This window comes from Ruegeria sp. AN6 (genome assembly GCF_056540425.1).
Genome location: NZ_JBQFWR010000012.1, coordinates 88,898 through 102,275 on the forward strand (window position 1 = coordinate 88,898; position 13,378 = coordinate 102,275).

Sequence of the window (13,378 nt, forward strand, 5' to 3'; positions counted from 1 at the left end):
AACATTTGTGGTGACAATATGACTGAAATTTCACATGCACGATTTCAAGTTCAGGGTATGAGCTGCGCTTCTTGCGTAGGGCGCGTCGAGCGCGCGTTGAAAGATGTGCCAGGGGTAGATGCCGCTTCGGTTAATCTCGCCAGCGAAAGCGTTCAGGTCGATTTCCGCGATCCAGCCGATAAAGCGGCCATTGCTGATGCGTTAAACAGCGCCGGATATCCGGCACGGACGGAAGAGGTAACGCTGGATATTCAGAACATGTCCTGCGCATCGTGCGTGGGGCGCGTTGAGCGGGCATTGCAAGCAGATGATGGCGTCTTGTCCGCGTCGGTCAATCTGGCCACCGAAAGTGCAACTGTACGTTATGCTGAGGGTGTCACCACGCCTGAAGCTATCGCGGCGCTTGCAGCATCTGCTGGCTATCCGGCGAGCTTGCGATCCGCGACGCAGACCGAACCACAAGACCGCAAAGCGGCAGAGATCCACCATTTGGCGCGGCGAACAAGCTTTGCCGCTTTGCTCGCTTTGCCGGTATTCGTCCTTGAAATGGGCTCGCATGTTATTCCGGGCATGCACCACCTGATAGCGAGCACGATCGGCATCCAGAACAGCTATTACCTGCAATTCCTTCTGACCACGATCGTTCTTTTTGGGCCAGGTTTGCAGTTCTACACCAAGGGCTTCCCTTCCTTGTTCAAAGGCGCGCCGGACATGAACTCTCTGGTGTCCCTGGGCACTTCGGCGGCCTATGGGTTCTCGCTTGTTTCCACCTTTGCGCCGGGTGTTCTTCCCGCCGGCACCGCAAACGTCTACTACGAGGCCGCAGCGGTGATCGTGGTTCTCATATTGCTGGGGCGGTTCCTCGAGGCGCGCGCCAAGGGGCGAACTGGTGAAGCGATCCGAAAATTGGTCGGTCTGCAGGCAAAAACAGCGCGAGTTGAGCGCGACGGATCGGTTGTCGAGCTACCGATCGAGCAGATCGTTGTAGGGGATATTGTGCACGTTCGACCGGGCGAAAAAATCGCGGTGGATGGTGCCGTAGTGACCGGCGCGTCATATGTCGATGAAAGCATGATCACCGGCGAGCCGGTTCCTGCCGAAAAGACCGAGGGCGCAACTGTGGTCGGCGGAACAGTCAATGGCGCGGGCGCATTGACGTACCGGGCTGAAAAGGTCGGCGCAGACACTATGTTGGCCCAGATCATTCAAATGGTCGAACAAGCCCAGGGGGCCAAGCTTCCGATTCAAGGCCTGGTCGATCGCATCACGCTGTGGTTCGTGCCGGTAGTGATCGCTGTGGCCGTTGTGACTGTGCTGGTTTGGATGTTGTTCGGACCCGATCCCGCGCTCAGCCTGGCGTTGGTAGCCGGGGTTGCGGTACTGATCATTGCTTGCCCCTGCGCCATGGGGTTGGCCACACCCACCTCAATCATGGTCGGCACCGGCCGTGCGGCCGAGATGGGTGTCCTTTTCCGAAAGGGCGACGCCTTGCAAATGCTGCAGGAAACCACTGTTGTTGCGGTAGACAAGACAGGGACCTTGACCGAAGGGCGCCCGGAGCTGACCGACCTTATTGTGGCCGAAGGATTGGCCGAGGATGAGGTTCTGCGCCTTGTTGCTGCCGTTGAGGTCACATCCGAACATCCGATCGCCACGGCCATCGTGCGCGCGGCTGAAACCCGTGGTCTGGAGCTTTCGAAGCCAGAAGACTTCACGTCGATCACCGGTTACGGGGTAAGCGCCTCGGTCGAAGGCCATACAATCTTGATCGGGGCCGACCGCCTGATGAGTCGCGAAGGGGTTGAAATGGGCGCGTTGTCTGATCGGGGCGCTGAACTCGCAATCAACGGAAAGACTCCACTTTATGCCTCCGTAGACGGAGTTATCGCAGCCGTCATCGCCGTGGCGGACCCAATCAAGACCACAACGCCAGACGCAATTGAAGCTTTGCACGGACTGGGGCTGAAAGTAGCGATGATTACCGGCGACAATACCGCTACAGCCAAATCCATCGCGGCGCAGCTTGGCATCGATCATGTCGTGGCCGAGGTTCTGCCCGAAGGTAAAGTATCCGCGTTGCAAGATCTGCGCTCAAATGGCGGAAAACTGGCCTTTGTGGGTGATGGCATCAATGATGCCCCCGCTCTGGCGGCGGCTGACGTAGGAATTGCGATCGGGACAGGCACTGACATCGCCATCGAGGCGGCCGACGTCGTTCTGATGTCAGGCGACCTGACAGGCGTGGTCAACGCCTTCGATATTAGTCAGCGCACCATGCGTAACATCCGACAAAACCTGTTCTGGGCTTTCAGCTACAACACGCTGCTCATACCGGTTGCAGCGGGGGTGCTCTATCCGTTTGGCGGCCCGTTGCTGTCGCCGGTTCTGGCTGCAGGTGCCATGGCGCTGTCCAGTGTATTTGTCCTGACCAACGCGCTGCGGTTGCGCTGGGTTAAGCCGATCAAAGTTGGGCGAGAACAGATCTCGCAGAATGAAGAGCAGGCGCTGCGATCAGCGCCTGCTGAATAGAAAAGGAGAACCGCTGTGAATATCGGAGATGTAGCAGAACGTTCGGGTCTGCCTGCCAAAACCATCCGCTATTACGAGGATATCGGATTCATCAAACCCAGGCGCAGTCTGAACGGGTATCGACATTTCGACGAAAAGGAACTGCACAAACTGGCCTTCATCGGGCGGGCCCGTTCCTTGGGCTTTACCATTGAGGATTGCCGTTCACTACTGGCGTTGTACGAGGACAAAGAACGCGCAAGCGCGGACGTGAAGGATATCGCCAAACAGAACCTAAAAGAGATAGATGCCAAGATCGCGGACCTGAAGGCCATGCATGCTACACTGTCTCATCTGATCGACGAATGTGCTGGCGACCACCGCCCTGACTGCCCGATCCTGAAGAACCTCGGCCAAACTTAGATGCGCTCATCGTATGAACTGCCTCCGATTTTGGCAGTTTGTTACGTGTATTCGCGGGAATCAGCTTCATTTCGATGCAGCGCACCAACTCACCTGTTTTTTTCTCCGACTGGCTTGAACACACGTTACGTTCGTCCTAACTGCACGGGATGGAGTGGAAGTTCTTCTCAGTGTTGCGAATGACGTTTCTGACATGCGTCTGCTTGGCGATGACCTTCGTCGGCACTGTTGTGGTCGCGAGCAGTGACGTCAAAAACAGTAGCACCTCTGAGCCTCACGGCGTTTCAATGGCTGCAAAGTCATCAGACTTCAAACACGACCATAGCGGTTTGCATCCGACGACTGGCCAAATCCACACTGATAGCCACGTAAATCACAGCGGAGAATGTCATTCCGGCATCTGCTGCGTTGGTGAATATCCTACCCAAGTGAGTGTTGCTGTGTTGGCTACAGCTTTCGGGCAGCAAAACCGAAACATGGATTCGGAAACCCATCTGTCTCAGGGACCTCTGACTCCCGATCGTCCTCCTCAAATCTCCTGACATCCTCAGGCCCGCAAGCGCGGGCATTCATGTTGTTTCGGTTCCAGCATTCAATGCGACCGTCGGGAGATTATTATGCGTGGAAGATATGCGGCACTATCAGTACTTGCCTTGGCGTTTGGCCTGGGTGGAGGTGTCATTCTTGAAAGACTGTACCTGAATCCAATTGATCAGGGCCAGTCGAACGAACCAGAGGTCCTTTATTGGGTAGCACCGATGGATCCGAATTTTCGGCAGCCTGGACCTGGAAAATCGCCGATGGGTATGGATTTGATCCCGGTTTATTCTGGGCAGGAACCTACCGGCGACCCTGAAGAAGTCACCCTAAGCGCTGCGGAAATCAACGCAATTGGTGTGCGGACTGCGGTTGCACGCATGACTGATATCGAACCTCGCATCGAGACGGTGGGTTTCGTCGGCTTTGACGAACACCTGACCAATCACGTTCATACGCGTGTTGAAGGTTGGATTGAGCAACTGAAAGTTCGCGCGGTCGGTGATCGGGTTGAGAAGGGGCAAGTTTTATTTGAACTCTTTTCACCATTGATCGCAGCTGCGACCGGCGATCTTGTACGCGCAGTTGAAGCCGGTGACCCGCGGATTTTGGACGCGGCGCGCAATAAGTTGATCAGCCACGGTATGTCCGCACGTCAGGTTGCAGAGATCGAGGCGGGCGGTGAGTTGGTTCGAAATGTGCAAATTGAGGCGCCTCAAAACGGTGTTGTCATAGCGCTGAATGCCGCTGATGGAATGTACCTGCAGCCAGGCACGCTTGCGTTTTCGGTCACCGATCTTTCTGAAGTATGGTTGATCGTCGATGTTTTCGAACGAGATATTGCACGTTTGTCGGAGGACATGCGCGCAATAGCAAGGTTCGAGCACCTACCCGGTCGCACCTTCGAAGGCGAAATCGACTATGTTTACCCTGAGCTTGATCCGCAAACCCGAACTCTTCCCGTCAGACTGAGTTTCGATAACACCGACGGCGTTCTTCGGCCGGGCATGTTTGGCAGCGTTAGCCTTATACCGGATGAAAGCCGGAATGTTCTCACTGTTCCATCAGAGGCGCTAATTCGTACTGGTTCGGCGGAACGCGTCATCTTGAAAACAGGCGATGGTACTTTTCGCCCGAGACTGGTGACCACAGGTCTTCGAGACAGTTTCGGCGAGGGGGGTCGAACAGAAGTTCTGCAAGGGCTTGAACCCGGTGAGGAAGTTGTCGCATCCGCACAGTTTCTAATCGACAGTGAAAGTGCTTTGAGCGCCGGTTTCACCCGAATGGCACCAACGGATACCGAACCAGCACGCGGGGCAGGCACCCTGGTTTCACTCGATGCCGAAAATCGTATGGCAACTGTTCGTCACGATGTTCTCGAAAGCCTCGATTGGCCCGCAATGACTTCGCAGTTTCCGGTTAGGTCTGGTGTTTCGCTCGACCGTTTGAATGCTGGCGACGCGGTTGCTTTCGTGATCGCGCGGGGTGCGGATGGGCTTCTGAGCCTGATGGAGCTTGCGCCGGACGACGGTATTGCCGGAACTGGAGCTGGTGTTGCGCGCGCCGTCACTTCCGATGGCAAATTGACGCTTGAGCACGGACCAATCCCCGAGCTCGGTTGGCCGGCCATGACAATGGATTTGTCGGTTGTCGGAGTAGATCTCACTACCGTGCCTATCGGCATGCCAATTGAGTTTGATCTGGCTGAGGGAGAAGGGGGGATGTTCTCGATTGTGGCAATTCGCGAAGAGGGCTCCACGCCAACGGATTCTGTTGAACCTGAAGAAACCAAGACGCCTTCTGCTCCACCGATTGTGGTCACCGGCACGATCAACCTCGTTAATGCTGAGGCGGGAACTGCAAGCATCACTCACGGGCCGATGACTGAGATTGGTATGCCGGGGATGACCATGGATTTCCCATTAGAGCCGTCATTGGACCCTAACATGCTCGAAGTCGGTTCTGAAATGACTCTGACTTTCGCGCGTGCAGATGGCATGACAATGGTATTGGCCGAGGCAACGCCTATTGCGCCGCCGCTTCAGGTTTCTGGCCGGATTAACAGTATCGACGCAAACGCGCGGACCGCGAATGTAACACACGGTCCGATGACTGAGATCGGCATGCCGGGCATGACCATGGATTTCCCGGTTGCGGAGGGGATTGAGGTTTCTAACTTGCCTGTAGGGATTGATGTTTCTTTGATCCTTCGCCGCAATCCCGACTTTTCGATGACGCTGTTAGAGGTCGCGCTTGATGGGAGTGTTACGCAGTGATCACGGCCATCATTCGTTCTTCTCTTGCCAACAGGTTCGTCATCTTGGCCCTCGCATTCATGATAGGAGTTGCGGGTATTTGGGCCATTCGTGAGACGCCGGTTGATGCAATCCCGGATCTTTCGGATGTCCAGGTAATTGTTCGCACGCCATATCCCGGGCAAGCACCTCAAGTTGTCGAAAACCAAATCACATATCCACTTGCGACAGCCCTATTGGCCGTACCCGGTGCAAAAGACGTTCGCGGGTTCTCGTTCTTTGGAGACAGCTTTGTATATGTCGTCTTTGAGGACGGGACGGACCTCTACTGGGCTCGGTCGCGTGTGCTCGAATATTTGGGCCAGATTACCGGCAGCTTGCCTGAAGGCGTGTCACCACAACTTGGCCCAGATGCGACTGGGGTCGGGTGGATTTATCAGTATGCGCTGGTTGACAGAACCGGAAATCATGATCTGGCTCAGCTCAGGACTCTGCAGGATTGGTTTCTGAAATACGAATTACAAGCCGTGGAAGGCGTCTCAGAAGTCGCCACCATCGGCGGAATGGTCAAACAGTACCAGGTCGTCGTCGACCCAAACAAACTACGTGCCTATGACATAACACTTGCACAATTGAGGACGGCTATTCAGGCGGCCAACCGCGAGACGGGCGGCAGCGTCATTGAGATGGGTGAAGCCGAATTCATGGTCAGGTCATCGGGCTACATCGATGAATTGTCAGACCTTGCAAGCGCGCCATTGATGGTCAACGAGCGCGGCGCCGCTCTGACGCTTGGAGACGTCGCTGAAATCCGCCTGGGGCCTGAAATGCGCCGTGGTGTCGGGGAGCTCGACGGGCAAGGAGACGCGGTTGGCGGAGTGGTCATCCTGCGATGGGGTGGGAACGCATTAGCGACGATCAAAGCGGTGGAAGCGCGCATAGAAGAGTTGCGTTCAAACCTGCCGGAAGGGGTCGAAATCATAACGACCTACGACCGATCTGGTGTGATTGAGCGCGCTATCGATAACCTCCAGAAGAAATTGACGCAGGAATTCATCGTCGTTGTTCTTGTGTGCGCGGCTTTTCTACTTCATCTGCGGTCATCCCTCGTAATTCTTCTGTCGCTCCCTCTGGGAATCTTTGCCGCATTTATTCTGATGAAGGCGCAAGGAGTAAACGCAAACATCATGTCGCTCGGCGGCATAGCCATCGCTATTGGTGCGATGGTCGACGCATCGATTGTGATGATCGAGGCGATGCACAGGCGGTTGGAAAAAGAAAAGCTCACAGCAGAGAACAGATGGCGGATTGTGCAAGAGTGCGCGTCTGAGGTGGGACCAGCACTTTTTTATTCTCTGGCGATCATCACGGTTAGTTTTCTGCCTGTCTTCGTTCTGGAAAATCAGGAAGGTAGGCTCTTCTCGCCACTCGCTTATACCAAAACCTACGCCATGGCTGCAGCCGCCATCCTTTCGATAACGCTGGTTCCGGTCTTGATGGGTTACTTTGTAAGGGGGCGTATTCTACCGGAGCGAAAAAATCCGCTAAATCGCTTGGTCGTGTTCGTGTACCGCCCATTTCTGGACGCGGCAATTGCCTGGCCATGGGCAACAACACTGTTGGCCGGCGTTCTGGTGACGTCCATGTGGTACCCGTACCAGAGAATTGGCTCTGAATTCATGCCCGAGTTGAACGAAGGTGATTTTCTCTACATGCCGAGCTTCTACCCCGGGATCTCGACGGGAAAAGCCCGTGAGGTACTGCAGCAGACCAACCGTCTGATCGCGACCGTGCCTGAAGTCGAAACTGTTCACGGTAAAGTTGGGCGTGCGGAGACTGCAACCGATCCAGCACCTCTAACGATGGTGGAGACCACTATCCAACTCAAGCCGAAAAAAGAATGGCGACCCGGCATGACAATGGAGAAAATCCGGAATGAGCTCGATCGAATTGTTCAGGTTCCGGGCGTCACAAATGTTTGGATCCAACCTATCAAGAACCGCATCGATATGCTTGCAACCGGTATCCGTACACCTGTCGGTGTCAAAATATCCGGCACCGACTTGGAGGTCATTACAGATATAGGGATCGAAGTAGAACGTGCGGTCGCTGATATTGAAGGGACGGCTTCCGCCTACGCAGAGCGACCTGTTGGCGGGCGTTTCATCGAAATCGACGTCAAGCGTGATGCCGCCTCCCGATACATGATGAGTGTTCGAGAAGTTCAGGACGTAGTGCAGACCGCAATTGGCGGTATGCAAGTGTCGGAATCTGTGGAGGGGCTGGAGAGGTTTCCTATAAACCTTCGGTACCCTCAGGCATGGCGAGACAGCCCGGAACGGCTCGAAAATCTTCCTGTCGTCACGCCGTCGGGTGCTCATGTGCCACTGTCCGCTCTCGCCGATATTCGAATAGTTGACGGGCCGGGAATGATACGATCAGAGAACGCTCGACGAACTGGGTTCGTGTTCATCGACATCGCAGGGCGCGACCTGGGCGGCTATGTGGCCGAAGCACAAGAGGTGGTTGCAGAAAAGGTCAACCTGCCTCCGGGTTATTCGCTGACCTGGTCGGGGCAGTATGAGTACATTGAGAGAATGCAGGACAGGCTGACGATCGTTGCTCCTGCAACCCTGCTAATCATCACGCTCATGCTTTTCTTGGCGTTCAATCGGGTGATTGAGGTCGGGATAATTCTTGCGGCGCTTCCGGTCGCATTGGCAGGTGGGGTTTGGTTCTTATGGTATCTTAACTTCGATATCTCAATTGCTGTGCTCGTGGGCTTCATCGCGCTGGCGGGAGTTGCCGTGGAAACAGCGATTGTCATGTTGCTGTACCTCAATCTTGCTTGGGAGAAACGTCGTGGGCTGGCGCAATCGGAACAGCGAAAGCTGACACGTGACGATATCGAAGACGCGGTGTTCGAAGGCGCCGTTCTTCGGGTTCGGCCGAAGGTAATGACTGTAGCCACGATCTTTGCAGCACTGATACCCATCATGTACGGCACCGGTACAGGCTCTGAAATCATGCAGCGGATCGCTGCGCCGATGATTGGGGGCATGGTGACAGCGACCCTTCTTACGCTTTTCGTCATTCCCGCAATATTCGTGATTTGGAAACGGCTCGCGCTCAATCGCGTGAACCGAGAGATCTCCCACACGATCCAGGAAGTGCCCCCTGCGCTTCCGGCAGAATGATACCCACAACCTTGAAACAGGAGCATCTGATGAAAACTTTGACTGCTATTGTGGCCCTTTTGGCCGTGTCTACGACAACCAGCATCGCGCAAACGAACCAGGGCATGGACCATTCCAACATGTCCATGTCTTCCGAACAGATGGAAGGGGCGGTTCACGCAAAAGCTTTGGTGAACTCAATTGGCGACGAAACCGCTAACGTCAGCCATGATCCGATCCCCGAGATCGGGTGGCCCGCGATGACGATGGATTTGCAGCTTCTTGAAAATGCCCAGATGATGGGTGAGATTAGCGCCGGTGACGAAGTCACACTGATGTTGGTCAAAAGCGATGGTGGTATGTATGCGATCGGCGCGATCATGAAAAACTGAGTCTGTTGATGCGGCAGCTATTCACCAATGATGTGATTGTTCGCCGTTTCAAGGACTGTAGGAAATTCTATGAACTAAGAGAAATGGAGTAGGAGCCACTCAAGAACCAAATCGTATTTCAACGATCTGTGGCTCTGCTCAAAAGTTATCAGTCCATTGTCGGTTAAAGGCGCTTTAATCAATTCGTTGACTGATTGAAGCCCCAAAGCTCAGAAAATCTTCCGGCTATACTGATTGAACAGAGCAATCCAGGCAAGCAGTACACAAACTGCCAACGCTTCGGTGTCTCCGGCCCGCGCCACTGCAGTTAAACTGCGCAAAATTCTGGAGCTACTTGCGCAGCCCAGTGGAAATCTGACCGACAAGCAAATCCCACCTAAAACATTTCACTATTGGAATGTGTGTACTACAATGTCGCCGAGCTGACTTCATGCGGCCATTCAACGAACCAGCATCGAATTGTCTGAAGCGTTGCCTTGTTGGTTTTTGCTCCAGTCGAAAACGCAGCGCGGAGCGGTCAAAATGAGGATATCTCCAGGGCGATGACTTGGGAAAACGATACGACATGACGGCTAACACAAGAGAGCACTGGGACGATGTCTATGGCGAGAAGTTTGACACCCAATTGAGTTGGCACGAGGATGATCCAGAGATATCGCTTGAACTCATCGAGTTGATCAGAGTGTCTAAGCCTTCATCCGTCATCGACATTGGTGGAGGTACATCTCGTCTTGCTGGAGCGTTGCTTGCGAAGGGGCTCCATGACGTGACAGTTCTCGATCTATCGCAGGTCGCGTTGGACACGGCCCGGGAAAGGTTGGGGCGCGCCGCTGAAACAGTCACTTGGATTTCCGCAGATATAACTTCCTGGGTCCCCGATCGCAGATATGACGTCTGGCATGATAGGGCGGTTTTTCACTTTCTCGTGGATACGTCGCAACGCGCGGCCTATCTGGAAAGCGTGAAGAGAGGGGTAAAAATTGGCGGCCATGTGATCATTGCTACGTTTGCACTTGATGGGCCGGAGACTTGCAGTGGTCTCCCGGTCGCCCGCTATAGTCCGAGCGATATCGCCGTGCTTTTCGAAGACCACTTTGAACTCGTCGCGCATCGCCATCACCTGCACCAAACCCCTTGGGGGGAAAGTCAGTCTTTCCAGTTCAGTGTTCTCCGCCGCTGCGTTTGAGCCCACACCTGATACTGGCCCAAAGCGGTGCGCTTCCAATAAGCTTTCAGAACGTGCCGATTGTGTTCACAAGTTACGTTTGGCCCTCAAAAACTGGCAGAACCACCTTAGCGCACAAGCCGCCAGTTTCCCCGTTTAGCAATTCTATCGTGCCACCGTGCGACTGGATGATCGTACGTGCGATCGACAGCCCCAAGCCGGTTCCGCCAGTCTCTCGCGAGCGGGATGTTTCAAGCCGCACGAATGGGTCGAATACCGCATCGAGCATATGCTCGGGGATGCCGGGCCCCTGATCCTGGATCAATATTTTTGCCTCATTCCCCTCTTGCATGACCGAGACGTTGGCCCGGGCACCATACCGGCAGGCGTTTTCAATGATATTGCGTAGAGCTCGCTTCATCAGCATCGGCCGAAGCGTGACGGCCGGATTGTCTGCGACCGATACTTCAACCGTGTCACCGGCTTGCACAATGTCTTCGGTCGTTTTGGTTACGAATTCACCAATTGGGACGGTACTGGAAGGTTCGCGCGTGGCCACGCCCTTGGCAAATGACAGGGTGGAGTCCACCATCTCCTGCATTTCCTCGATGGTCTCGATCAGATGGTCACGGGTCTCCTCTTCCTCCACCAGTTCGGCGCGAACCCGCAATCCCGTCAGTGGCGACCGCAAATCGTGACCCAGCGCCCCCAATAGTCTGGTCCGATCGGCAACATAGCGAGTCAGCCTATCACGCATATGGTTGAACGCCTGCGTCAAATCTCGCACCTCGGTCGGACCAGAAACCGTCAGTTCCTGGACGTCTTCACCGCGACCAAACTGGTCTGCAGCCAGTGACAGGCGGCGCAACGGGCCGGTCAGCCGTGTCAGTAGAAACCAAATGGCTGCTCCAAGAATTAAAGTTGCAGTGAAACCGAAGCTGACGAAGGACTGCAAAGGCCATTGCAGAGGAGGGTTATGGAACCGGGTATCCACGTTGAGCCATTGATCGGTCGTCAGAGCGATCGACAGCTGCATTTCAATTGCGGAAACGTGATCACGCATCATTGCCATGTGCATTTCAGCCATTGTAGACGGAACACCTTCAACCGGCAGCATATCGGGAGAGAACTCATGCAACTCTACCCGGATGGGACGGTTTTCATAGCCTGGCAGAATTCTGCGGATTGTGTTTTCGACCGTCCCACCAGCGCTATGTCCGGTGTGATCGACTGCGGGCGTATCTGTAAGGCTGAAACGCACCAGTGGAGAACTTGCCGCCCGCAGGATCGCGTCGTGCATCTCGGGTGGAGCTTCTTCAATCAGCCGCGCGATGTTTGCGGCGCGTCCGGCGGTTTCCAGGCCAAGGGCCATGTGCACTGCCATTGAGCGTTCGTCGACGAACAGCCACAGGCTGACCAGTTGCGCGGCAGCCAGCGCGGCGATGATCAAAAGGATAAGCTGACCGCGCAGACTTTGGGCAAAGGCTTTCATCCCGTAAGCTCGCTCACGTCGGTCGACAGGCAATAACCGCCACCTCTTATCGTGGTGATGAGCTTCGGCCGCGTTGGGTCAGCTTCGATCTTGCGACGCAAGCGGCTGACCTGGTTGTCGATCGTACGGTCGAACAAGTGCGGGCTGCGGCCGGCGGTCAAATCCAGCAGTTCGTCTCGCGACAGGAGTTTGCGGGGCCGCTGCAGGAATACGGCCAGCAGCCGGACATCGGCGGTGGTCAGACTTTCTTCGGCCCCTTCGGCGGATATCAAGGTGCGACTGTCGGCATCCAGAACCCAGCTTCCAAAGGCGATCCGTTTGCCGCTCAGATCGCCAGCCGGGGGGACGGTGGTTTCGGAACGCCGCAGGATCGCCTTGATCCGGGCCAGCAATTCACGTGGGTTGAATGGTTTGGGCAGGTAGTCATCGGCGCCGATCTCTAAACCCACGATACGGTCGGTGTCATCGCTGAGGGCTGTCAGCATCAGGATCGGCGGGCCACCGGCCGCGGACAGGCGGCGACAGACCGACAATCCGTTTTCGCCCGGCATCATGATGTCGAGTACGATAAGATCAATCCGACCGGCCGCCAGTCGTGCGTCCATCTCGGTTGCGTCGCGCGCGGTACTGGCGCGCAACCCATTCTTTTCCAGATAGCGGCTGACAGCATCACGGATTTCGCGGTGGTCGTCGACAATCAAGATATGTGGTGCTTCAGTCATGGCGCAATCATAAGCCCCGGCGCGGTACAAATCCCGGCTTTTTTGTATCCCTTTGTATCAGTTGGGCGGGCTGCGACACAACGATACAAACCGGGTTGAGCAGGGGGGTGGTGGCGCGACCGAGGGCGGCCATATGCTTTGTGTAGAAACAAAAACCCGAGAGGTGAAAGTCATGAAACGTACCTTCACGCTGGCCGCTGGAGCCATTGCCGCGACTTTGATGGCGCTGCCCGCGCTTGCCGCCGGTCAGCATGGCAGCAGCGCGCAGATGCAGGGCCATGAGGGCGGCATGATGCAGGGTGCGCCCGGCGGCATGATGGGCGATCACGCAGGCATGATGCAAATGATGGTGAAAATGCATGGCCAGATGATGGGCGGCAACTGGCTGGCGGTTCTGGACATGGACGAGGACGGTCGCCCGAGCGAATCTGAGATCGCCGAAGGTCTGAAGGCCCGGATGCAGGCGCATGACGTCAATGGAGATGGCAACCTGTCGATTGATGAGTTCGAAGCGCTGCATTCCGGGATGATCCGCGAAACCATGGTGGACCGATTTCAGCATCTTGATGCCAATGGCGATGGCGTTGTGACCACAGGGGAAATCGAGAAAGGCGCAAAGACGATGTCGCCGAAACACGGCATGAAGGCCTCGAAACCTGTGACAAAGGCTTCTGAAACCAACAACTGAAACGCAACCGTGTAGCCGGG

9 protein-coding genes are annotated in these 13,378 nt (G+C 55.4%); 7 read left to right on the top strand and 2 right to left on the bottom strand.

Features of this window, described 5'->3' with window-relative positions; all coding sequences use genetic code 11:
- Positions 1 to 18: 18 nt before the first annotated feature.
- The 6 genes from ACR0MQ_RS17355 to ACR0MQ_RS17380 all read left to right on the top strand — a co-directional run bounded on the left by ACR0MQ_RS17355 (position 19) and on the right by ACR0MQ_RS17380 (position 10,477).
- The gene (locus ACR0MQ_RS17355) at positions 19 to 2,529 is read left to right on the top strand and encodes a heavy metal translocating P-type ATPase (protein WP_480609776.1); all 2,511 of its coding nucleotides are present in this window, start codon (positions 19 to 21) and stop codon (positions 2,527 to 2,529) included.
- A gap of 15 nt (positions 2,530 to 2,544) precedes the next feature.
- The gene (gene cueR, locus ACR0MQ_RS17360) at positions 2,545 to 2,931 is read left to right on the top strand and encodes a Cu(I)-responsive transcriptional regulator (protein WP_152460772.1); all 387 of its coding nucleotides are present in this window, start codon (positions 2,545 to 2,547) and stop codon (positions 2,929 to 2,931) included.
- A 617-nt stretch (positions 2,932 to 3,548) separates the two neighbouring features.
- Positions 3,549 to 5,744 (top strand): efflux RND transporter periplasmic adaptor subunit, encoded by a 2,196-nt coding sequence (locus ACR0MQ_RS17365; RefSeq protein WP_170634709.1) that lies wholly within the window; start codon positions 3,549 to 3,551, stop codon positions 5,742 to 5,744.
- On the top strand, positions 5,741 to 8,920 hold the full coding sequence (locus tag ACR0MQ_RS17370) for an efflux RND transporter permease subunit (protein ID WP_209251487.1): 3,180 nt from the start codon (positions 5,741 to 5,743) through the stop codon (positions 8,918 to 8,920). Before ACR0MQ_RS17365 ends, ACR0MQ_RS17370 begins: the two co-directional genes overlap by 4 nt.
- Positions 8,921 to 8,949: 29 nt before the next feature.
- Complete coding sequence (locus ACR0MQ_RS17375; RefSeq protein WP_209251489.1) at positions 8,950 to 9,291, top strand: copper-binding protein; 342 nt, start codon at positions 8,950 to 8,952, stop codon at positions 9,289 to 9,291.
- A gap of 565 nt (positions 9,292 to 9,856) precedes the next feature.
- On the top strand, positions 9,857 to 10,477 hold the full coding sequence (locus ACR0MQ_RS17380; protein ID WP_170634705.1) for a class I SAM-dependent methyltransferase: 621 nt from the start codon (positions 9,857 to 9,859) through the stop codon (positions 10,475 to 10,477).
- Between the two features lie 73 nt (positions 10,478 to 10,550).
- Here the strand turns inward: ACR0MQ_RS17380 and ACR0MQ_RS17385 are convergent, their stop codons facing one another.
- Positions 10,551 to 11,948: an ATP-binding protein gene (locus ACR0MQ_RS17385; RefSeq protein WP_050605707.1), complete on the bottom strand. Its 1,398-nt coding sequence runs from the start codon at positions 11,946 to 11,948 to the stop codon at positions 10,551 to 10,553.
- The gene (locus ACR0MQ_RS17390; RefSeq protein WP_170417925.1) at positions 11,945 to 12,670 is read right to left on the bottom strand and encodes a response regulator; all 726 of its coding nucleotides are present in this window, start codon (positions 12,668 to 12,670) and stop codon (positions 11,945 to 11,947) included. The genes ACR0MQ_RS17385 and ACR0MQ_RS17390 overlap by 4 nt, the downstream gene beginning before the upstream one ends.
- A gap of 172 nt (positions 12,671 to 12,842) precedes the next feature.
- Here ACR0MQ_RS17390 and ACR0MQ_RS17395 point away from each other — a divergent pair, with 172 nt between their 5' ends.
- Positions 12,843 to 13,358 (top strand): EF-hand domain-containing protein, encoded by a 516-nt coding sequence (locus tag ACR0MQ_RS17395; protein WP_170417928.1) that lies wholly within the window; start codon positions 12,843 to 12,845, stop codon positions 13,356 to 13,358.
- Positions 13,359 to 13,378 lie beyond the last annotated feature (20 nt).

Excerpts from the sequence above, each read along its gene's own strand:
- ACR0MQ_RS17380 (WP_170634705.1), top strand. The coding sequence starts at position 9,857 with ATGACGGCTAACACAAGAGAGCACTGGGACGATGTCTATGGCGAGAAG.
- ACR0MQ_RS17385 (WP_050605707.1), bottom strand. The coding sequence starts at position 11,948 with ATGAAAGCCTTTGCCCAAAGTCTGCGCGGTCAGCTTATCCTTTTGATC.
- ACR0MQ_RS17365 (WP_170634709.1), top strand. The coding sequence starts at position 3,549 with ATGCGTGGAAGATATGCGGCACTATCAGTACTTGCCTTGGCGTTTGGC.
- ACR0MQ_RS17390 (WP_170417925.1), bottom strand. The coding sequence starts at position 12,670 with ATGACTGAAGCACCACATATCTTGATTGTCGACGACCACCGCGAAATC.
- ACR0MQ_RS17375 (WP_209251489.1), top strand. The coding sequence starts at position 8,950 with ATGAAAACTTTGACTGCTATTGTGGCCCTTTTGGCCGTGTCTACGACA.
- ACR0MQ_RS17395 (WP_170417928.1), top strand. The coding sequence starts at position 12,843 with ATGAAACGTACCTTCACGCTGGCCGCTGGAGCCATTGCCGCGACTTTG.
- ACR0MQ_RS17355 (WP_480609776.1), top strand. The coding sequence starts at position 19 with ATGACTGAAATTTCACATGCACGATTTCAAGTTCAGGGTATGAGCTGC.